The following is a 20,605-nucleotide window of genomic DNA, read 5'->3' as shown; positions in this document are numbered from 1 at the left end:
CACCAGATGATTCCGACAAACTCTAGGGATCACGCACGTCGGGCCGCCACGTAGGGGCGACACGGAACGCATCAAGGAAGACCGAGCCCCCCCGCTCTCCGCTGGAATAGATCACGCAGCAAAGCGTTTTCAGCATCGGCGTCGACCGCGCTCTTCTGGAGCTGGCTCATGACGGCTGCCTTCTGTCGCGCCAGGGCATGCCTGCTCAACTTTTGTGAATTCTCCAAGAGCGTCGCCTTGGCCGTTGAGGCCGCTTCGAAGACAGGCGAGACCAGCCGTCCAGCCGCGAATGAATGGATCGGAGCCGGGACTTGCGCAAGAAATTCGCCGGCGGCAAGTCCCATTTCAAATGTGAAATTTTGACGCGCCGTGACAATTGCAAGGGCGACCTCGCCCTCGAGGCACTCCAGCGCGAGCTGCACCTCGTCGTCGGCCAGAAGCTCGGGAAAATCCAGGATCGCGCCGAGGATCTCGAGGCTGACCTCCTGGAACTGCGCGCGTGAGCGCGCGCGCTCCCACGTCTCGGTCGTCTGTCCGGAGGGGGTCACCTCGCGGGTGGGCTGGCTCCGCGGCCGGGAGAGCGACTCCTCGACGACGCGCTCGAGCTGCCGCAGGTCGTCGGGCGAGCGGCCGCCGATCACGAGCTTCGAGGAGAGGCGATCGGCGTAGAGCTTCGCCATCATCCTGAGGTTCGGATCGTCCTCCTCGGCGAGCAGCGCGGCGACGGCGCGCACGCGGGCGAGCTGCTCGGGCAGCGACGAGCCGCCGAAGCTGTCGCCGTCGAGCGCCTCGTCGATGAGGTGCTCGAGCAGGCCGCGCGCTCCCTTGAGGATGCGGGCGACGGCGTCCGGGCCGTGCTTGCGCGCGAGGTCGTCGGGATCGACGCCCGCCGGCAGCACGGCGACGCGGGCGCTGAGGCCCGCCTCGCGGCACGGGGAGCGCGCCGCCCGCGTGGCCTTCTTGCCGGCCGCGTCGCCGTCGAAGAGCAGGATGACCGCGGGCGCGAAGCGCTTGATGAGCTTCGCTTGCCCGGGCGTGAACGCGGTCCCGAGCGGGGCGATGGCGTGGCCGATGCCGCGCGCGTGGAGGGCGACGACGTCGAAGTTGCCCTCCACGAGCACCGCCTCGCCGCGCTGCCGGATCGCCTGGCGCGCCTGGTAGAGCCCGAAGAGGTGCTCTCCCTTCGTGTAGATCGGCGACTCGGGGCTGTTGATGTACTTCGCCGGCGCGCCGTCGGCCTGCGGCGCAGGGCCGCCCTTGCCGAGCGACGAGAGCTCCGCGGGGCTCGGGTCGGGCAAGGCGCGCCCGCTGAACGCGATCACCCGGCCCATGACGTCGGTCACGGCGAACATGAGCCGGTGGCGGAAGCGGTCGTAATGGCCGCTCCCCGACGAGCGCGGCACGAGGAGCCCGACGCGCTCGGCGAGGACCGGGGAGACGCCTTGCTGCCGCAGGTAGGTGGCGAGCGCGTCCCAGGCGAACGGGGCGTAGCCGATCCGGAACGCCTGGAGGGCCTCGGAGATCGGATCGACGCCGCCATCGCCGTCGCGGAGGGGCAGACCGCGTCGCGCGAGCTCCTCGTGGGCGTAGCGCGCGAGCGGGTGGGGGCCGCCGCCCGGGCCGCCGCGGAGGCTGTGCTCGAAGAACGTCGCGGCGAGGTGGTTGACGGCGTAGAGGTCGTCCTTCGACTTGCGCGCCGCCTGCGCCTCGCGCCGCTCGGCCTCGGTCATCGACTCCGCCACCTCGATGCCGGCGCGCTCGGCGAGCGCGCGCACCGCCTCGGCGAACGTCCGGCCCTCGAGCTTCATCACGAAGTCGATGGCGCTGCCGGTCTCCTTGCAGCCGAAGCAGTGATAAAACCCGCGGTTCGGGTTCACATGGAAGCTGGGCGTCTTCTCCTTGTGGAACGGGCAGAGCCCGGTGAAGGAGAGCCCGCGGCGCGTGAGGCGCACGCTTTCGCCGATGAGCGCTACGAGATCCGTGCGCTCCTTCACGAGCGCGATCGTCTCCGGAGAGATCATGGGCTGCCTTGAGGGCCCCGGACGCGCGGGGCCCGCAGAACATCACGGGTGGACCCAGACAGCGTGGCGCGGTTCGCGCCAGCGCCTCGGCGGTGCAGATAGCTCGCGAAGCGGGAGAGCCCCCAGCCCCTCGCGGCCAGTGTGGAGAACAGTGTCCTGTGCGGCGGCCGCACGCGCAAGGCGGTAGCCGCCAGGTACGTCACTTCGGATCGGGGAACGGAGAGCCGGGCCTCTTGTGGTCCGTGAGGCTCTCGTCGGGCTGGGAGGCCTCGACCATCTCCTCGACCGACGGCGCCTCGGCGTGATCGACGAGGAATCGCGTGTCCTCGCGGACCATCGGAGGGGGCGGGTCGCCGATGAGCTCGAGCTCGGTGGCGAGCCACTGCTCCTCTTCGATGAGCTCGCGACGGCGCGGATCAGTCAGGTCGCCTTGCCAGTGGTCGAGCTCTGCATCGACCTCCTTCAGCCGGCGGCGCACCCGCACGACGTCGACGTCGTCCTTCATGACGAAGCGCTCGGTGAGCAGCAGCGCGGTATCGTTGGCGACCTCGACGAATCCGTGATGGACGGCCAGGCGGTGCTCCTGGCCGTTCTGGTGATACGTCACGAGGCCGGTCCGGAGGGCGGCGAGCAGGGGCAGGTGGCCCGGGAGCACGCCGAACTCGCCGGCGACGCTCGGCGCGGTCACGTCCGTGACCTGCTCGCGCAGCGCGACGCCGGTCGGCGTCACGATCTCGAGGAGGATGGTGTCGGCCATGGCCGCGTCAGGCCGCCTTTCTCGAAGCCCGAGCCTTCACCTCGTCGATGCCGCCCACCAGATAGAAGTCCTGCTCGGCGACGTGGTCGAGCTTGCCTTCCAGGATCTCTTCGAATCCCGCGATGGTGTCCTTGAGCGGGACGAGCTTGCCCTCGAGGCCGGTGAACTGGGCCGCGACGAAGAACGGCTGGGACAGGAACTTCTGGATCTTGCGGGCGCGCGACACGATGAGCTTGTCGTCTTCGCTGAGCTCGTCCATCCCGAGGATGGCGATGATGTCCTGGAGATCCTTGTAGCGCTGGAGCGTCTGCTGCACGCGCCGCGCGACCGAGTAGTGCTTCTCGCCGACGATCTGGGGATCGAGCATCGTCGAGTTCGAGTCGAGCGGATCGACGGCCGGGTAGATGCCGAGCTCCGAGATCGCGCGCGAGAGCACGGTGGTCGCGTCGAGGTGGGCGAAGGCCGTGGCCGGCGCGGGATCGGTCAGGTCGTCCGCGGGGACGTAGATCGCCTGCACGCTGGTGACGGAGCCCTTCGTGGTCGAGGTGATGCGCTCCTGGAAGGCGCCCATCTCGGTCGAGAGGGTCGGCTGGTAACCGACGGCGCTCGGGATGCGGCCGAGGAGCGCGCTCACCTCGGAGCCCGCCTGGGTGAACCGGAAGATGTTGTCGACGAACAGGAGCACGTCCTGGCCCTCCTCGTCGCGGAAGTGCTCGGCCACGGCGAGCGCCGAGAGCGCGACGCGGGCGCGCGCGCCCGGCGGCTCGTTCATCTGGCCGTAGATCAGCGCGGCCTTCGAGATGACGGGGCTGCCGTCGGCGAGCTTCGACTCGCTCATCTCGAGGAAGAGGTCGTTGCCCTCGCGCGTCCGCTCACCGACGCCGGCGAAGACCGACACGCCGCCGTGCGCCTTCGCGACGTTGTTGATGAGCTCCAGGATGAGCACCGTCTTGCCGACGCCGGCGCCGCCGAAGAGGCCGATCTTGCCGCCCTTGCGGTAGGGGGCGATGAGGTCGATGACCTTGATGCCCGTCTCGAAGACCTCGACCTTCGTCGACTGCTCGACGAACGGGGGCGGCTCCCGGTGGATGGGCGCCAGCTTCTTGGCGTGCACCGGGCCGGCCTCGTCGATCGGCACGCCGACGACGTTCAGGATGCGGCCGAGGCACTCGTTGCCGACGGGCACCATGATGGGCTTGCCCGTGTCGCGGACTTCCAAGCCGCGCACGAGGCCGTCGGTGGAGTCCATCGCGATGGTGCGCACCGTCGACTCGCCGAGGTGCTGGGCGACCTCGAGCACGAGGTTGTCGGGCTCGGCCGAGATGCTCGGGTTGCTGACCTTGAGCGCGTTCAGAATCTTGGGTAGCTGGCCCGACGGAAAATCGACGTCGACGACCGGTCCGATGACCTGGGTGATCTTTCCAACAACCATGGAGCGGGAGCCCTCCTCGTACGAGCTTTGACGAGTCGCGCGGCCCACTAGCACGGGCCTGCGCGTCCGACTAGTGGCCGCATACCAGAAATCCCGCGGAGCTTCTCGCCGATGTCTCGAGGCGGGGCGCGTGCGGCGCGAGGCCTTGTTTTCCTGGGGCGCGGCCCCATAGAGCGTGATCGCCCTCCGGTGAGGGGCGCCCGCGCGCGGCGGTGGTCAGCGGCCCTTGGCGGCGGCGATCCGCGCGAACGCCTCGACGCTGAGCGTCTCGCCGCGCGCGTCGAGCGAGATGCCGGCGTCCTTCGCGTGGCGCTCGAGCTCCTCGGACGACCAGCCGTAGAGGTGCTTCCAGGCGTTCCGGAGCGTCTTGCGGCGGGCCGAGAAGGCGGCGCGCACGGCGGCGCGGAAGGCGTCGGTCTCCTCGGCGCGCCTCGGGCGCCACGGCGTCAGGACCACGACGGCAGAGTCGACCTCGGGCCTCGGGTAGAACGCGCCGGCCCGCGCGACGAGGAGGCGGCGCACGTCGAACGCGGCCTGCACGAAGACCGAGAGCGCGCCGTAGTCGCCGCCGCCGGGGGCGGCGACGAGGCGCTCCGCCACCTCGAGCTGCACCATGAACACCGCGCGATCGATCTGGTCCGCGATGGTGGTCGCCTGCTCGAGGAGCCGGCCCGTGAGCTGGTACGGGAGGTTCCCGGCCACCGCGTGCGGGCGCGGTCGGCCGGAGAGCGCGGCGACCCAGTCGACCCGCGCGGCGTCGGCCTCGAGCAGCGTCAGCCGGCCGCCCTCGATCGGGTCGGCGAGCTGCTCGCGGAGGATCGGGACGAGGTCGCGATCGCGCTCGATCGCGACGACGTGCGCCGCGCGATCGAGGAGCGGCCGCGTGAGCGCGCCGAGCCCCGCCCCGATCTCGATCACCGCGCCGCCCGTGGGCGTCGTGGCGGCCTCGGCGATCCGGCGCGCGGCCTCGACGTCGACGAGAAAGTTCTGCCCGAACCCCTTCTTGGGGGAGAGGCCGCGCGCGCGGAGCAGCTCTGCGATCGACATCGCTCTTCCTCAGGTCTGCGGTGGGGGCGCGCCGTCGTGGGGCGCGGCCACGGTTGGGCTCGGCGCGGCCGCGGTCGTGGGGCGGAGCCGCACCACGCGCACGCCGGCCTTTCGGAGCGCCGCCTCGCGGCGCGTCTGCGCCACCCGCGCGCGGATGAGCACGGCCTCGGCCGCGATCGGCGCGAGCTCCTGGAACGTCTTGTCCGCCGGCGTGGGGCTCCGCCGCTCGTCGTCCGCCTCGCTCTCCTGCGGCCGCGGAGGCTCCCAGGGAGGAGCGAGCCCGGGCTCTACGTCGGGGAGCGTCCACATCACGTGGACCGCCCTGCGCGAGAGCCGTCGCACCGCCTCCGAGAGCCGGCCCAGCTGCGCGTCGGCGGGCGGCGGCGCGAGGACGTAGACCATGCTCGCGCGCGGCTTCGTGCGCGCGATGTGCGTGAGCGACTCCGCGACGGTCACGGCGGGATCGCGCCGGTCCGGCTCGGACCGCGCGGGCGACTCGATGCCGTAGCTCGCGAGGTAGCGGCGCAGCGTGCGCTCGCGCTGCGAGCGCCCGAGCGGCGCCGGCGCCGAGAACGGCGCGCGCGGGCGCATCGACTCGGCGCGGGCGGCCAGCCGGTCGAGGTCGCCGCGGCGGAGATCGTCGAGGCCTCGCGCGTCGAGCGGCCTGAGGTGCTCGAGGACGCGCGCCGCGACGTCCATCTCGTCGAGCTCGCTGCGATCCGCGTCGTACGTGCCGCACCCGACGGTGAGCGCGTGCGCGATCTTCTGGCCGTGCCCAGGGCCGTGGTCGGGCGCGATCGTCACGCGAGGGCCGGGCGCCAGGATGATGAGCCCGACGCGGTCGCCGCGGCCGAGGTGCCTCGTGGCGATGGCCGAGGCCTCGTCGATCATGAGGTCGAGCGGCGCGCGGCCGAGCGGCCCCGCCCAGAGCTCCACGGCCGCGTCGACGAGGATCCAGACCACATCCCGCTCCTCGCGCTCGAACTCCCGCACGAGCAGCGTGCCCCGGCGCGCGCTCGCCTTCCACGCGATCTTCCGGAAGGGATCCCCCGGCTGGTGCTCGCGCAGCTCGCGCAGATCGTCCCCCTCGCCGCGCACGCGCCCGGGCTTGCCGGAGGCCGCGAGCAGGTGGCTGCGCCCGCCGCGCGGCTGCGTCAGGTACGGCATGAAGGGGCGCGGCAGGACCTCGATCCCGTAGGGGTTCGCGAAGGTCAGGGGCACCTCGAAGAGGCCCGGGGCGCCGTGCACCTCGAGCGCGAGCCCGTGCAGCCCGTGCTGGCCGACGCGCGGCGTGCGCACGACGACCTTCACCTTGAGGCGCCCCGAGGCCGAGACCTCTCCGCGGCTCGGCTCGATGCGGACGTCCAGCTGCGACGAGGCGATCGCGCGCAGCTTGACGTAGCGGGCCGCGAGCGTGTCGCGGTTCCGCACCTCGGCCTCGATCTCCACGGCGCCGCCGCGCGCGGACCGGAGGACGCGCCGCGAGCTGCCCCAGAGCATCTCGAACCCGGCCGCGCGGATGCGCGCCACCGACACGAGCGTCACGCCGCGGGCGAGCGCGATCGCGACGAGGATCGCCCCGCCCCAGCCGACGATCGCCGGCTCGCGCGCGATGAGCCCGGCGCCCATGACCGCGACGCCGGCGATGGCCAGGTGGGCGGCGGTGCGCGTGGGGTAGAGCTGCATGGGGAGCTACGCCGGCCGCGCCGCGCGGCGGTAGCCCACGCGCTGCACCGCCTCTTCGATGATCGCGTCGCGCGCCTTCGGGTCCACGTCCGCGTCCGGCACGAGGACCAGGCGGTGCGCGAGCGTCGCGGGCGCCATGCCGCGCACGTCGTCCGGCGTCACGAACGGACGCCCGCCGATCACCGCCGCCGCCTTGGCCGCCTGGATCAGCGCGAGCGTGGCGCGCGGCGACGCGCCGAGCAGCACGCGGGGGTGCGTCCGCGTGAAGCCCGTGAGGTTGACCGCGTACTCGTACAGGTCCTCCTCGACGTGGATCCGCCGCGCGACGCCCTGGAGCATGAGGAGGTCCTGGACGGCGAGCGTCGCCCGCGCCCGCGGCGGCTCGACGTTGTGCGCGCGGAGCATCGCCACCTCGTCCTTGTGCTGCGGGTAGCCGAGGCTCACGCGGATGAGGAACCTGTCGATCTGCGCCTCCGGGAGCGGGTAGGTCCCCTCGAGATCGATCGGGTTCTGCGTCGCGAGCACCATGAAGGGCGACGGCAGCTCGAAGCGATCGCCCTCGATCGTCACCTGCCGCTCCTGCATGGCCTCGAGGAGGGCCGACTGCGTCTTCGCCGGGGCGCGGTTGATCTCGTCGGCGAGCACGAGGTTCGCGAAGATCGGGCCGGGGCGCAGCGTGAACGTCCCCTCCTTGGGCGACAGGACGTAGGTCCCGGTGATGTCGGCGGGCAGCAGGTCGGGCGTGAACTGGATCCGCCGGACGGACGCGCCCAGCGCCGCCGCGAACGCCTTGACCAGCGTGGTCTTCGCGACGCCGGGGACGCCCTCCAGCAGCACGTGTCCCTGCGCGAGCAGGGCGGTGAGCATCAGATCGATCGCGCGCGGCGATCCGATGTAAACGCGCGTGATCTCCCGCCGGACCGCCTCGATCCGCTCCCTGGCAGCGGAGATTTCGTCGACGGCGACGGCCTGAACCTGGTTCATCGAGCGCCTTTGTCAGAGGGTGGTGTTGCGGGCTTCGCTTCCGCGGGTGAGGGCCGCGCCTCGAGGGCCGCGGCCAGAGGGGCGGAGGGCGCGCCGGGGTGAGGTCCCCGCGGCGGCTTCCGGCCGTCGGCGCCGCAGGCGGCGAGGACGCTCCGCACGACGCCGGCGGCGTGCAGGAGCGCGGGCCGGGACACGTTCGCCGGCTTGCCGGCGACGACGGACGCTTCGACTCGGTACATGGTGCCCAGTACCTCCTTGAATGCCGAGAGGGCCCGCTCGTCAAGGGCTCCCTCTCGGGCCACGAGCCGCGCGACCGCCTCCTGCGGCGGGTTCGTCTCGAGGCCGAAGCGCACGGACAGGGCCTCGAACAGGGCGCTCTTCAGCTCGAGGAACGCGAGCCCGCGCGGGGACGAGGGGGCGGCGAGGACGGCGAAGCGCCCGGCGGCGCCTCCCTGCGCGACGAGCGGCGTGGGGCGGGCGTACCGAGGGAGCGGGCCCCGGTAGGGCCTCGCCGAGGCGCGCGCGGTCCAGATCGCGAGGGCGAGGCCGGCGAGCGCGGCGAGGGCGAGGAGGGCGCCGCCGGGGAGCCCGTCGCGGCGGGCGTCCTCGACGGCGGTCGCGAGCGCCTTGAGCTGCGCGTCGAAGTCCTTGCGGAGCGACGTCTCGCCGCCGAACGAGCTCTCCTCGTCGAACCGGTTCGCGACGATGTAGAGCCGACCTCGGTGCGGCTGAGCTCCATCCTCGTCGACCAGGTAGCGGGTCAGGCCCGAGGCGAAGGCGCGGTTGCCCGGGTACCGGAGCATCATGTTCATCAGCGCGGACGGGTCGCCCATCGCGAAGAGCCGGCCCTTGCCGACCTGCCCCGCGACGGCGACGATCACGTCCGGCTCGCTGAGGGCGCGGATCCGCAGCACGGGCGAGAGGTTCGGGTGCCGGAGGCCGGTCGCGTGGTTCGTGACGAGCCGATCGACGTGGCTGACGACCGGGTGCCGGCCGATCGAGTGGCCCCCGACGGTGTCGGCGACGGGCTCCGCGATGGCGAGCGCGGGGCGGTTCCGGAGCGCGGCGAGCGGCCGGGTCGGCGTCGGGATGCGCTCGATCTGGAACCGCCGGAGCGTGTCGTCGCCGCGGCCGAAGTCGTCGACGATGGCGAGCCGCCCGCCGGCCTTCATGAACGAGGTCGTCTCGTCCGCGTCGAGCGACTGCATCGGGTGGAGCACGAGGATGCCGTCCTCCGGGCCGATCTGGCTCCAGTCGAGCACAGCGACGGGGTGGACCCTGGCGACGCCGAGCTCCGCGCGTGCGATCTCAAGGAACTCCGAGCACCCCTCCCAGCTCGTGTCGTTCACGTCGAAGGCCGCGCTCGCTGTTCGAGCGGGCGCGAGCAGCGCGATCAGGGCGACGAGCGCCACGCGCGCGGCCCGGAGGGAGCAGGATGTCGCCCGCCGGCGCACCGGCAGACGCCGACGATCCCTGTGAAATTCGAAGGATGCGTGCGCAAGCCACGCGCCGTGCCGCGTCATGAGCGCCGCGAACATACCACTGTCGGCCCGAGCGATAACCTTGACCCGCCATCCCACATTGCTAGATTCGCTTCTAAGAGCGGGGTGCTTTCTCCCAGACCTCGTTCCACCAAATCGGCCGAGCACTCTACGAGGTGGAGGGGTTAGTCGATGCTTCCTCCGTTCATCATCGAGCAAATACGGCAGCGCGAAGAAGAGAAGGATCGGTCCCGAAGAGAAGAAATTCGACCGCGCCTCGAGCTGCCGATCGAACGCTACCCTGCACCTCGTCGTCTTCCCGACACGGAAGAGGACGATCCCAACCGGGGCGTCATCATCCTCGACCTGGGTTGACGCCCCGTACACCGTTCCTCCGCGATCTCCGCGGAGACGCCGTCCCAGCGGCAGAGTCCGCGGGATGTCCCCCGAGCCCGCTCCGCTTTCCCCGCAAATCCCGAAACGCCGGCGTCCACGCATCCTCCGATGCGTGCGCGTGACGCTCGGTTTCTCGCCTGTGCCGAGCTCGTCCGGTGAGGAGAGCCGAGCTCGTCCGGTAAGGACGGGATGGCCGCACGCCCGGATCGCCGCGTCCCTGCGCGGCATGGCAACGGCGGTGCGATGGCGGAAAAGTTGATCGATGTGGCGCTTGCCACGCGTGTGCGGGGTTGACCCGAGGCGGGATCTTCGCCTAGGTTGCGCCCCCACTTCTGGCGCCGGGCACTGAACGAGCTACGCTCCGGCGCCTCAGAGCAGGCCGTGCGCAACGTGAGCACGGGCTCTTCCATTCGATCGAGGTTCTACAGATGGCCGTTCATATTCGCCTCGCCCGCGCGGGCACCAAGAAGACGCCCTTCTACCGCATCGTCGTCGCCGATCAGCGCAGCCCGCGCGGCGGCAGGTTCATCGAGCGGCTGGGCACGTACGACCCGCGCAGGACCGAGATCCGCCTCGACGTGCCCCGCGTGAGGCACTGGATCTCGAACGGCGCCCAGCCGACGCACACGGTGGCGCTGCTCCTGAAGCACCCTGGGCTCGCCCAGGCGGCCGCCCCGGCGGACGCCGCGAAGTAGCATGGCCTCCTCGACGTCTCCGCTGGTCGATCTCGTGGCGCTCGTCGCCCGCGCGCTGGTCGACCAGCCGGACCGGGTCGTCGTGCGCGAGGTCGTGGGCGACCGCTTCCCCCGGATCGAGCTGACGGTCGCGCGCGAGGACATCGGCAAGGTGATCGGCAAGGACGGGCGCACCGCGCAGTCGATCCGGACGTTGCTGAGCGCCGCCGCGAGCAAGTCGGGGCGGCGCGCGCACCTCGACATCCTCGACTGAGACGAACCCGACGTGGAGCGACGCTACGTTCCCGTCGCGGAGGTCTCCCGGCCGCACGGCGTCCAGGGGGAGCTACGGCTCCGCGTCTACAACGAGGGTTCCGACCTCCTCCTCACGCGGCCGCCGATCCGCCTGCGCTTCCCGGACGGCTCCGAGCGGGACGCGAAGATCGCCGCGGCGCGCCCGGTCGACAAGGCGCTGCTCGTGCGGATCGCCGGGACCGACGACCGGGACGCGGCCGAGGCGCTGCGCGGCGCCGCGGTGTGCGTGCCGCGCGATGCGTTCGCGCCGCTCGCCGAGGGCGAGTTCTACGCGTGCGACATCGAGGGGGCGCGCGTGCTGGCCCCCGAGGGCGACCTGATCGGGCACGTGAGGTCGCTCCAGTCGTATCCGACCTGCGACGTGCTCGTCGTGGAGAGGAGCGGCGCAGATCCGCTCGAGATCCCGCTGACCGAGAGCTTCGTCGGCAGCGTGGACGCAGAGCGGCAGATCGTTCAGCTGGTGACGCTGGAAGGCCTCGTCTGAGCCGCCGTCCGGCGCGAGGCGGCCCGCCGCGGCAGGTTCGATGCGCATCGATGTAGTGACCCTGTTTCCCGAGCTCTTCGAGGGATTTCTTGCGATCGGCATGGTCGGGCGCGCGCTCGCCTCGGGCGCGCTCGCCGTCCGGACGCGCAGCCCGCGCGAGTTCGGCCTCGGCCGGCACCGGAGCGTGGACGACACGCCCTACGGCGGCGGCTCCGGCATGGTGATGCGCGTCGACTGCATCGTCCGCTGCCTGGAGGCGCTCGACGAGGCAGCCGCGGAGGGCGCGCCTCCCGGCGCAGAGGGAGCGCCCCCGGCCCCTGCGCCGCGGGCGCACCGCGTGCTGCTCACGCCGCAGGGGCAGCCGTTCCGCCAGGAGAAGGCGATCGAGCTCGCGGCGCGCCCTGCCGTCGCGCTCGTGTGCGGACGGTACGAGGGGTTCGACGAGCGGGTGCGCGCGTTCATCGACGAGGAGATCTCGCTCGGCGACTTCGTGATGACGGGCGGCGAGGTGGCGGCGATGGCGGTGATCGACGCGTGCGTGCGCTTGCTCCCGGGCGTGCTCGGCAACGCCGTGTCGGCGGAGCACGAGTCGCACAGCCCCGCGATGTCCGGGCTGCTGGAGTACCCGCAGTACACGCGCCCGGTGGAGTTCCGCGGGCACAAGGTCCCCGAGGTGCTGCAGCAGGGCAACCACGCGGCCATCGCTCGCTGGCGACGCGCGCAGGCAGAGCAGCGCACGGCCGAGCGCCGCCCCGACCTGTGGCGCAAGGCGCGTGGAGGAGAGCCTCCGCCGAGCCCTCTGCCGAACGATTGCGGCGAGGTGCGGCGATGAGGCTGTCGCTCGCGCTCGTCCACTACCCGGTGCTCGACCGCGCCGGCGAGGCGGTGACCACCGCGATCACGAACCTCGACCTGCACGACATGGCGCGGAGCGCGCGCACGTACGGCGCCGAGCGGCTGTTCGTCGTGCACCCGGTCGCCGCCCAGCGCGCGCTGGCAGAGCGCATCAAGGAGCACTGGGTGCTCGGGTCCGGCAGGCGTCGGATCCCGGATCGCGCCGTCGCCCTCGACGTGCTGGCCGTGGTCCCCAGCCTGGAGGACGTGTACGGCGCGCTGAGCAGCGAAGGGCGCGCCGGCGTCGAGGTCTGGACGACCGCGGCGGCGTCGCGCGGGCTCTCGGTGACGAGCTACGCAGAGACCCGCGCGCGCCTCGCGCAGGCGAGCCGCCCCGTGCTGATCCTGTTCGGCACGGGCTGGGGCCTCACGCCCGAGATCATCGCCGACGCCGACCTCCGGATCGAGCCCATCCGGGCGGCCGCGAGCACCGGCTACAACCACCTGAGCGTGCGCGCGGCGTGCGCGATCACGCTCGACCGGCTGCTCGGCGACCGGCACGACGGGTGAGCGCTCGCGGCGCGCGCGGCGAGCGTGGTGCCAGCGCCGCCGCCGGCCCCGCGGTCCATGCTACGGGCATGAGCGAGCGCGAGGACCATCGCCCCGAGGAGGAGGCGAGCTCGGATCTGCGGACGCACGATCGGCTCGTGCGCGAGCAGGCGTTCGCGCTCGGGTTCGACGTCGTCGGCGTCGCGCGCGCGGACGAGCCGCTCGGGGTGGAGCACGCGCGGTACCTCGAGTTCATCGAGCGCGGCATGCACGGCGAGATGCGCTACCTCGCGGAGCACGCGGCGCAGCGGCGCCGGCTGGACACCGACGCGATCCTCGAGGGGGCGCGCTCGGTCGTGTGCGTCGGCCGCAGGTATGCCCGGCCCAAGGACAGCGAGGGGCGCGACCCGCCGCTCGCGCAGACGGTCGCGCGGTACGCGCGCGGGCAGGACTACCACAACCACCTGAAGCGCCGGCTGCGGCGGCTCGCGTCGTTCATCCGATCGCTCGCGCCGTCCGTCCTCGCGCGCCCGCTCTGCGACGTCGAGCCGGTGATGGAGCGCGTCTGGGCCGCGCGCGCCGGCATCGGCTTCGTCGGCAAGAACGGGCTGCTCATCACGCCGGGGCAGGGGAGCTATCAGCTGCTCGGCGAGGTGGTGACCACGCTGCCGCTCGTCCCCGACGTGCCCATCGCGGAGCGCTGCGGCTCGTGCACGCGCTGCCTCGACGCGTGCCCGACGCAGGCGTTCGACGCGCCCTTCGTGCTCGATCCGCGGCGCTGCGTCGCGTACCTGACCATCGAGCAGCGCAGCGCGCCCGCCGAGGAGCTGCGGTCGGGCGTGGGAGAGCACCTCTTCGGCTGCGACGCTTGCCAGGAGGTCTGCCCGTTCAACAGGACCGCGCCGCCGCCCCTCGAGCGCACCGCGCCGTTCCATCCGCTGTCGCGATGGGAGGGGCGGGACGTCGACGACCTCGCGTCGCTGGACGAGCAAGGGTTCGAGGCGCTGACCGTCGGGACGCCGGTGAAGCGCGCGCGGCGCGGCGGGCTCGCCAGGAACGCGGCCATCGTCGCCGCGAACCGGCTCGCGCGCGGCGCGGAGGGCGACGTCGCGGAGCGCGCGGAGCGCGCGCTCGCCGCGGCGCTCGCCCACGACGACCCCGAGGTGCGCGCCGTCGCCGCGTGGGGCATGCGCCGCGCGGGCCGCGGCGAGCCGGCGAGCCCGGCCGCGCCCGAGCCTGCCGGTCCGCTCGACGAGCCCGGCGCCGGTTGAAGCGCCGAGGGCGCCGGGGCTCGGGGTCGATCCGGCGCGCGGCGTAAAGGCGCAGCGGTGCTCGGGCGCCCTTCGCGGGCGGCCGAGGATCCGCTACGGTGTCCCCCGGCAAGACGCCGCGCGCACGAGCACGAACGTGGATCTCCCTTCCAGGCTCCGAGCGCTCCTCGACGATCTGCGCCAGCACGATTCCGTCCTCTGGCGGCGTGCGGTGGACGCCGGGGTGACCTACGGCCCAGACCTCCTCGTCCGGCACAGCCCTGCGCTGTTCGGGCTCGTCTTCGGGGCCGTGCTGCCGGAGCAGCGGAGGGCCGTGCGCAGGAACCTGCGGCTGGCGCTCGGCGAGCGCGGCGCGCTCGACGAGTACCGGGACGTCGCGCGGGTGTTCATCAACTTCGCCAGCTGCCTCACCGACGCGTTCATCGCCGGCAGCAACCGGCCCGACCGGCTCACCGGCCTGTGCGTGAACGACGAGCACTTCACGAGCGCGTACCGGCGCGGCCTCGGCGTGATCGTCGTCACGGCGCACACCGGCGGGTGGCAGGCCGCCGCGCCGCTGCTGCGCTCCGTGCACACCGCCGACGTGCTGATCGTGATGCAGCGCGAGCGCGACAGCCGGGCGCAGGCCATCCAGGACGGCACGCGCGATCGGGTCGGCGTGCGGATGCAGCACGTGGACGACGATCCGCTCGCGGTGCTCCCGCTGCTCGCGCACCTGCGGCGGCAGGGCGTCGTGGCCATCCAGATCGACCGGCTCCCGTCCGGGATGCGCGGGCGCGACGTCGAGCTCTTCGGCATGCCCTGGCGCGTCCCGGAGGGGCCGCTCCAGCTCGCCGCGGCGAGCGGCGCGCCGATCGTCCCGGTGTTCACCCGGCGGACCGGCTTCATGGAATACGAGATCTGCATCGCCCCGCCCGTCTCGCTGCCCAGGAGGCCGGGGCCGTCCGAGCTCGACGTCGCGGCGCGGCAGATCACGGCGGAGATGGAGCGCTTCCTGCGGGAGAACCCGACGCAGTGGTTCCACTTCGAATAAATCAAGGATTTAAAGCCTCAAATGAGAAATCGCGCCGCGGTCGGCCATGCGCTGCATCGGCGCGCAAGCTGGGCTAAGAGTGCGCGCTGATGGCCCGCCTCCTCGTCGGACTGCCCTCGCTCAAGGGGGATATCCAGAAGTACAAAGATCGCTTCGATCTGGTCGAGCTCCGTCCGGTCGATACCTCGTTGCCCCGCGCGACCACGCTGCGCAAATGGCGCAAGGCGGTGCCGCCGGGCTTCGTCTTCAGCGTCGTGCTGCCGCGCGTGGTCGGCGAGCTCGCGGCCGGGAAAGAGCTCGACGAAGCGCTGTCGACCTCGCTCGAGGTGGCGGCCGTGCTGGAGGCCCGGTGCGTCGTGCTCCAGACGCCGGCGTCGCTCCGCCCGACGGCGAGCAACCGCAAGAAGCTCGCGGCGCTCTTCGAGCGCCTGCCCGCCGAAGGGGTCGTGCGCTGCTGGGAGCCCGCAGGGATCTGGGAGCGCGACGACATCGTCGCGACCGCGCGCGCCGCGAAGGTCATCCCGGTGCTCGACGTCGCCCGCGACGCGGCGCCGCCCGGGCCGATCGTCTACACACGGCTGCGCGCGCTCGGAAAGTCCTCGTCGATCGGGGCGGCCGCGCTCGAGCGCGTCGCCGATCGCCTGCGCGGGCGGCGTGAGGTGTTCCTTGTCGTCGAGGGGGACCGCGCGTCCCAGATCAAGTCCCAGCTCGCGGCGTCGCTCGCGCGCAAGCTCGATCGCTCGACGGCCTCGGCTGTGGTAAGGCCTACCATGCCCATGCCGAACACCCTCGTCGCCGAGGACGAGGAGCAGTGATCCGCGGCGCGGCGGCCACGGCGAGCGACGCCTCCGCGGCTTCGGCCGCGCGGGCCGCGCTCGAGTCGTCCGGCAGCGCGATCGACGCGATCGTCGCCGGCTTCTTCGCGGCGGCTGGCGCGCAGCCCGACGTGCTGCTCGCGCCCGCCGTGGCGCTCGCGGCCGGCGTCGGCGTGGGCGCGCGGGCCTTCGATGGCCGGGCGATCCAGCCCGGGCGCGGCGCGCCGCGGCCGCGCGGGTTCGTCGACGGGCAGAGCGTGCCGGAGGCCGCGCGCGTCGCGGTTCCGCGCTCGCTCGGGATGCTGGTGCTGCTGCACGGCTACCTCGGCCGCGCGCGGCTCCGCGAGCTGGTCCGCACGGGCGTGGCCGCGGCCGAGCGCGCGGGCGCGAGCGGGCGCGCCGCGCTGCTCCGCGAGGTCGGCTCGCTCGGCGCGGTGGCGCTGCGGGCGCGCGACGTGGAGCGGGCGCTGCTCGCCGTGGGCGGGCCGGTCGCCGGCGGGACGCTGACCGCCGAGGACCTCGCCGAGGCGGTCCCCGCCGAGGTGGAGGCCGCATCGACCACGCTCGCGGAGGGCGCGACGGCGCTCCAGGCGCCGTGGCCGGTCGGGGATCAGGTGCGGCCCGCGGACGCCATCGTCGCCTGCGACGGCTGGGGCACGATCGCAGCGCTGGCCTACGCGCGCACCGACGACGGGATCGCCGTGCCCGAGCTCGACATCGTGCTCGGCCGCGACGCCGTCCCGGTGCGCCGCGGGATCACGCGCCTCGCGCCCGGCACGCCCCTGCCGGCGGCGGCGCCGATCGCGATCCTCCAGCGCAGCGCCTTCGCGGCCGCGGTCGCGCTGACCGGCAGGCCCAAGCTCGAGGTGAACGCCCTCGGCGCGCTCCTCCGTGGCACCGCGCTCGAGGCGGCCCTCCACGACGTCCGCACGCAGCTGAGCGCCGACGGCGCCCTCGCCGTCCTGCGCGACGACCGCGACGCGCGCGCGGCCCACCTCGCGCCCGGATTCTCGGCAGGAACAGGGACGCCGCCGGCAGAAGGCTGAGGCGGCGTCGGCGCCGGGGGGGCGCGCGGAGAAGACTGAGGCGGCGCCAGCGCCGAGGGGCGCGCGGAGCGTCCGGGTCTGGCGCTCGATGGGGCCGACCGAGCCCAGCGCGTCGGCGCGGGCCGTGCGGCGCTCGACCGGAAAATGAAAAACCGCCAGGGCGCTAAGGACGCCAGGAGGAGAACGTTTGGCTCTCCTGGCGTGCTTGGCGTCCCGGCGGCCTCTGGCTCAGGTCGCTGTCGACCGGCGTGCTGCCCGGACGCGACCGGGCTCCGCGCCGGCTAGAGCGTGACGCCGTGGCGCTTCGCGTAGGCGACGACGCCGATCTTGTCGATCGTGCGGATGTCGCGCGTCGTGAGGTTGAGCTTCACGAAGCGGTTGAGCTCGGGGACCCAGACGCGCCGGGTCTGGATGTTCACGAGCTGCCAGCGCTTCGTCTTGATGTTGGAGTGGGAGACATTCTGCGCCAGAAGCTTCCGCTTCCCAGTGATGTCGCTCTTCGCCATGACGTCCTCGGTTGGGAGGGAACCGACCTCGGTGCCCTGACCCTAGTTCGATCAAGCTGGCCGAACGCACGCCCTGCGCGGGGGAGCAGGGGGGCTCGGGAGCGCGGGAAAGTGAAGGAAGCCGGGGGACATGTCAAGCGTCCACCGGGGGTATCTCGCCGCAACGCACCGGAGATCGCCCGCGGAGCGGTCGAGGGATGGCCCGCGCAGGCCTAGGTGAGCCACTCGCCGCCCGAGGGCGGCCGCCGATCCCCGCCTTCCTTGTCGTTCTCGGGGCGGTGCAGGTCGATGCGCCGGGCGTCGGCGGCGAGGCGCCAGGCCAGGATCTGGAAGAGGCCGAGGCTCGTGAGCGCGGACGTCGCGGCGAACGCCAGGCCCGCGGACAGCACGCTGACGAGGTCGCGCGGCGTGACGGCGCCGAGCTGGGCGAGCCTGCCGACGACCAGGTCGGCCATGAAGGCGAGCACCACCGCGACCGCGAGGGACGAGCCGGCGCCCGTCGTCTCCGCCCCCATGAAGCCGGTGAGGCTGGACAGCACCGCCAGGATCACCATCAGGGCGCCGAGCTGGGCCAGGTGCGGCTCGAGCAAGGTGAGCTGCGCGGCGGCGTGCCCGAACGAGGGGAGCGCGACGAGGAACGCGGCGACGAGCAGCCAGCGCGCGCCGGCGTACGCCCGGTAGCGGGACCGGAAGACGAGCGCCGCCGGGAGCGCTATCGCCGCCACGGCCCGGGCGGCGCCCCAGCCGACCGCGGGACCGGAGCTCTGGAGGCCGATGACGGTCGCGATCGTCCCCAGCACCACCATCGCGATGGCGCGCTGCCGGTAGCTCACCGACGTGAGCGCGGTGAACAGCGCGACGATGCCCAGCACGAACGCGGGCGGGCCCGCGACGACGCCGTCCGGACGGAGCCCCGCGACCGACAGGCCGCCGAACAGAAGGAAGCCCACGCCCACCACGGCGCACCAGACCCGGGCCGCGTCCTGCGCCGGACGCATCGGCGCCAGGTCCTCCATGAGCGCCTCGGACGCGAGCAGCGGCTTGGTGACATGCTCGCGCTGGCTCGGGGGCGGCTCCTCGATCGTGATGGCCGGACTCGACCCCGAGAGCCGCTCGGCCTGCGCGGCGCCGACCGGCGCCGCGGAGGGCGGCTCGACCTGAGCGGCGCCGATCGGCGCCGCGGAGGGCCGCTCGGCCGCGCCGTCGCCGGCCGCGGCGCCCTCCGGCTGGGCTGGTGCTGCCTTGTCCCGTTCGGCGATCGCGCGACGGCTCGCTGGCGGGCGGTCGCGGTTCGCCTCTCCGTAAGGCTTTTCCATTGATGGAGCTGGATCAGATCTCACGGGCGTCAAAGGGGTTCTTGCGGAGCTGCCCGAGCAGCTCGGCCGAGGTGAGCCGCGCGACCAGGGTGCGCCCGAAGTCTCGCACGGCAGTGAATCCTTGCCCATCCATGGCGAGGGATTGCTCGTCCATGTACAGCCGGCGCGCAATCTCGATCTGCACGGCGTGGACGGCACGGTGCGGTTGGCCGTAGTGCGAGGTGCTGAAGCCGCCCTTGTAGGGGTCGTCGTGGCGCACCGAGAAGCGGCAGGCGCGCGCGTGCTGATCGACCGCGTCGATCACCGCGCTCGCGGCGGTCGTCCGCCCGCGCGTGCCGGGGACGATGTCGGCCCGGCCGACCGCGCCCTCGGCGTGGCCGCGGCGGCTCTGGCTGGGCATCGAGTGCGCGCAGAGCAGGATCGCGAAGCCGAAGCGCTCGCGCTTGCGGGCGAGGATCGCGCTCAGGGTGCGGTGGTACGGGCGGTAGAAGCGGTCGAGCCGGCGCTCCACCTCGCGCCGCGGGAGCCGGGCGACCAGGACGGGCTCGCCGTCCGTGGTCACGCGCCAGATGAGCCCCCGCGGGAACGGCGCGCGGCCGCCGCCCTCGACCGCGTCGCCGTCGCAGTCGGCCTCGCTGCGGTTGAGATCGACGACCAGCCGGCTCATCCGCGAGAACAGGAGCGTCGCCCCCTCGGCCGGGGCGTCCTGGAACAGCGCGTCGACGTACAGATCGGCGTCGCGCCCGATGCTGCGCGCAGGCGCGACGGTCCAGGACAGCGACTCGGGATCCATGTGGACACCCGCGTGCGGTACTTCGACGAGGACCGGGCTTTCCGCTCCGCGGGGCTCGACGACCTCGAAGGGTGACACCACGGGGCTCACTGTGACGCATTCCGCGTCCGGCTGGAATCAGGACGGGGCAGGACGGGGCAGGACGGGGCAGGACGGGGAGGTTCCAAGCCGGAAGGAAGGAAGAAGTGTTGCCGTCCAGGGCGTCCTGGGTGCATCTGCTCCGCCCGGCTTTCTGGCGTACTTGGCCGCTTTCGCTGTAGCGTTGGCCGTGGATCTCGCGACCTGGGTGGACGCCTACCTGGACCATCTCCGCGTCGAGCGGGCTCTTTCGCCCCTGACGCTCGAAGCGTACGGCCACGATCTCGCCAAGCTGGTCGCCCATGCGGACGCGGCAGGGATCGCGTCCGTCGACGGGCTCGACCAGGCGCTGATCGGCACCTACCTGGTCGCGCTCGGCCAGGCGGGCATCAGCGCGAGCTCGGCGGCTCGCCACCTCTCCGCGGTCCGCGGGTTCATCCGCTTCCTGCTCCGCGAGCGCCGCATCGAGCGGGATCCGTGCGCGCTGATCGAGCGACCCAGGGTCGGGCGGCGGCTGCCAAAGGTGCTCTCGTTCGACGAGATCGCGCTCCTCATCGAGGCGCCCGAGCAGGCGACGTTCAAGGGGCTGCGCGATCGCGCGATGCTCCACGTGATGTACGCGGCCGGCCTGCGCGTCAGCGAGGTGGTGCGCCTCAAGCTGTCGGACATCGAGCGGCGCAAGGGGATCGTGACGGCGCTCGGCAAGGGCGGGAAGCGGCGGCTCGTGCCGCTCGGCGAGCCGGCGCTCGCGGCCATCGATGCCTACCTGGAGGTGCGCGCGACGCACCCGCGCAGCGCGGCGACGCAGGTGCTGTTCCTGTCGCCGCGCGGCGGGCCGCTCACCCGGCAGGCGGTGTGGAAGCTCCTCGGCGGATACGCGCGCGCCGTGGGCATCGCCAAGCCGAGCTCGCCGCACAAGCTCCGCCACTCCTTCGCGACGCACCTGCTCGAAGGGGGCGCGGATCTCCGGAGCGTCCAGGCGCTCCTCGGCCACGCGAACGTGGTGACGACCGAGATCTACACGCACCTCGCCGACGACCACGTGCGCGCCGCCTACCGGCGCGCGCACCCTCGCGCGTGAGCGCGC

At 72.9% G+C, this 20,605-nt stretch carries 21 protein-coding genes; 11 read left to right on the top strand and 10 right to left on the bottom strand.

Annotated elements, in window-relative coordinates; translation table 11 throughout:
- Nucleotides 1–71: 71 nt before the first annotated feature.
- From dnaG to NQZ70_RS28440, 7 genes are all read right to left on the bottom strand, one after another.
- On the bottom strand, nucleotides 72–2,021 hold the full coding sequence (gene dnaG / locus NQZ70_RS28470) for a DNA primase (RefSeq protein WP_129577013.1): 1,950 nt from the start codon (nucleotides 2,019–2,021) through the stop codon (nucleotides 72–74).
- A 199-nt stretch (nucleotides 2,022–2,220) separates the two neighbouring features.
- A complete protein-coding gene (atpC, locus tag NQZ70_RS28465; RefSeq protein WP_129577012.1) occupies nucleotides 2,221–2,778 on the bottom strand; it encodes an ATP synthase F1 subunit epsilon in 558 nt (185 codons plus the stop codon).
- 7 nt (nucleotides 2,779–2,785) lie between these two features.
- Nucleotides 2,786–4,210 (bottom strand): F0F1 ATP synthase subunit beta, encoded by a 1,425-nt coding sequence (gene atpD / locus NQZ70_RS28460; RefSeq protein WP_129577011.1) that lies wholly within the window; start codon nucleotides 4,208–4,210, stop codon nucleotides 2,786–2,788.
- Between the two features lie 216 nt (nucleotides 4,211–4,426).
- Nucleotides 4,427–5,257, bottom strand: coding sequence for a 16S rRNA (adenine(1518)-N(6)/adenine(1519)-N(6))-dimethyltransferase RsmA (rsmA, locus tag NQZ70_RS28455; RefSeq protein ID WP_129577010.1), 831 nt, complete (start codon nucleotides 5,255–5,257; stop codon nucleotides 4,427–4,429).
- 9 nt (nucleotides 5,258–5,266) lie between these two features.
- On the bottom strand, nucleotides 5,267–6,943 hold the full coding sequence (locus tag NQZ70_RS28450) for a DUF58 domain-containing protein (protein ID WP_129577009.1): 1,677 nt from the start codon (nucleotides 6,941–6,943) through the stop codon (nucleotides 5,267–5,269).
- A 6-nt stretch (nucleotides 6,944–6,949) separates the two neighbouring features.
- Nucleotides 6,950–7,927 (bottom strand): MoxR family ATPase, encoded by a 978-nt coding sequence (locus tag NQZ70_RS28445; RefSeq protein WP_129577008.1) that lies wholly within the window; start codon nucleotides 7,925–7,927, stop codon nucleotides 6,950–6,952.
- Nucleotides 7,924–9,339, bottom strand: coding sequence for a DUF4350 domain-containing protein (locus NQZ70_RS28440; RefSeq protein ID WP_129577007.1), 1,416 nt, complete (start codon nucleotides 9,337–9,339; stop codon nucleotides 7,924–7,926). Before NQZ70_RS28440 ends, NQZ70_RS28445 begins: the two co-directional genes overlap by 4 nt.
- A gap of 261 nt (nucleotides 9,340–9,600) precedes the next feature.
- Between NQZ70_RS28440 and NQZ70_RS28435 the strand changes: the two genes are divergently transcribed.
- The 10 genes from NQZ70_RS28435 (at nucleotide 9,601) to NQZ70_RS28390 (ending at nucleotide 16,825) form a co-directional block, all read left to right on the top strand.
- The gene (locus tag NQZ70_RS28435; protein ID WP_080682315.1) at nucleotides 9,601–9,783 is read left to right on the top strand and encodes a hypothetical protein; all 183 of its coding nucleotides are present in this window, start codon (nucleotides 9,601–9,603) and stop codon (nucleotides 9,781–9,783) included.
- Between the two features lie 449 nt (nucleotides 9,784–10,232).
- Nucleotides 10,233–10,499 carry a 30S ribosomal protein S16 gene (gene rpsP, locus NQZ70_RS28430; RefSeq protein ID WP_012237071.1) on the top strand — a complete coding sequence of 89 codons (267 nt, stop codon included), beginning with the start codon at nucleotides 10,233–10,235 and terminating at the stop codon, nucleotides 10,497–10,499.
- 1 nt (nucleotide 10,500) lies between these two features.
- Nucleotides 10,501–10,752, top strand: a complete 252-nt coding sequence (locus NQZ70_RS28425) for a KH domain-containing protein (protein WP_129577006.1) — start codon at nucleotides 10,501–10,503, stop codon at nucleotides 10,750–10,752.
- A gap of 12 nt (nucleotides 10,753–10,764) precedes the next feature.
- Nucleotides 10,765–11,277 (top strand): ribosome maturation factor RimM, encoded by a 513-nt coding sequence (gene rimM, locus NQZ70_RS28420; RefSeq protein WP_129577005.1) that lies wholly within the window; start codon nucleotides 10,765–10,767, stop codon nucleotides 11,275–11,277.
- Nucleotides 11,278–11,317: 40 nt separating this feature from the next.
- Nucleotides 11,318–12,109: a tRNA (guanosine(37)-N1)-methyltransferase TrmD gene (trmD, locus tag NQZ70_RS28415; RefSeq protein WP_129577004.1), complete on the top strand. Its 792-nt coding sequence runs from the start codon at nucleotides 11,318–11,320 to the stop codon at nucleotides 12,107–12,109.
- Entirely contained in the window at nucleotides 12,106–12,681 is a 576-nt protein-coding gene (locus NQZ70_RS28410) for an RNA methyltransferase (RefSeq protein WP_129577003.1), read from the top strand. The genes trmD and NQZ70_RS28410 overlap by 4 nt, the downstream gene beginning before the upstream one ends.
- A gap of 68 nt (nucleotides 12,682–12,749) precedes the next feature.
- Entirely contained in the window at nucleotides 12,750–13,931 is a 1,182-nt protein-coding gene (gene queG / locus NQZ70_RS28405; protein WP_237244132.1) for a tRNA epoxyqueuosine(34) reductase QueG, read from the top strand.
- A gap of 136 nt (nucleotides 13,932–14,067) precedes the next feature.
- Nucleotides 14,068–14,964, top strand: coding sequence for a lysophospholipid acyltransferase family protein (locus NQZ70_RS28400; RefSeq protein WP_129577001.1), 897 nt, complete (start codon nucleotides 14,068–14,070; stop codon nucleotides 14,962–14,964).
- Between the two features lie 89 nt (nucleotides 14,965–15,053).
- Entirely contained in the window at nucleotides 15,054–15,779 is a 726-nt protein-coding gene (locus NQZ70_RS28395; protein ID WP_129577000.1) for a DUF72 domain-containing protein, read from the top strand.
- Nucleotides 15,776–16,825, top strand: coding sequence for a hypothetical protein (locus tag NQZ70_RS28390; RefSeq protein WP_129576999.1), 1,050 nt, complete (start codon nucleotides 15,776–15,778; stop codon nucleotides 16,823–16,825). The genes NQZ70_RS28395 and NQZ70_RS28390 overlap by 4 nt, the downstream gene beginning before the upstream one ends.
- Before the next feature lie 281 nt (nucleotides 16,826–17,106).
- Here NQZ70_RS28390 and rpmB read toward each other — a convergent pair whose 3' ends face one another.
- From rpmB to NQZ70_RS28375, 3 genes are all read right to left on the bottom strand, one after another.
- Nucleotides 17,107–17,331: a 50S ribosomal protein L28 gene (gene rpmB / locus NQZ70_RS28385; RefSeq protein WP_104982632.1), complete on the bottom strand. Its 225-nt coding sequence runs from the start codon at nucleotides 17,329–17,331 to the stop codon at nucleotides 17,107–17,109.
- Between the two features lie 212 nt (nucleotides 17,332–17,543).
- The gene (locus NQZ70_RS28380; protein WP_129576998.1) at nucleotides 17,544–18,647 is read right to left on the bottom strand and encodes a hypothetical protein; all 1,104 of its coding nucleotides are present in this window, start codon (nucleotides 18,645–18,647) and stop codon (nucleotides 17,544–17,546) included.
- 13 nt (nucleotides 18,648–18,660) lie between these two features.
- Nucleotides 18,661–19,518 carry an N-formylglutamate amidohydrolase gene (locus tag NQZ70_RS28375; protein WP_257792801.1) on the bottom strand — a complete coding sequence of 286 codons (858 nt, stop codon included), beginning with the start codon at nucleotides 19,516–19,518 and terminating at the stop codon, nucleotides 18,661–18,663.
- Nucleotides 19,519–19,708: 190 nt separating this feature from the next.
- Here NQZ70_RS28375 and xerD point away from each other — a divergent pair, with 190 nt between their 5' ends.
- Nucleotides 19,709–20,599 carry a site-specific tyrosine recombinase XerD gene (gene xerD / locus NQZ70_RS28370; RefSeq protein ID WP_237244130.1) on the top strand — a complete coding sequence of 297 codons (891 nt, stop codon included), beginning with the start codon at nucleotides 19,709–19,711 and terminating at the stop codon, nucleotides 20,597–20,599.
- Nucleotides 20,600–20,605 lie beyond the last annotated feature (6 nt).

The sequence above is a fragment of the Sorangium sp. So ce836 genome (genome assembly GCF_028553905.1).
Classification (GTDB): domain Bacteria; phylum Myxococcota_A; class Polyangia; order Polyangiales; family Polyangiaceae; genus Sorangium; species Sorangium cellulosum_D.
This window is presented reverse-complemented; position numbering and strand designations above follow the sequence as displayed.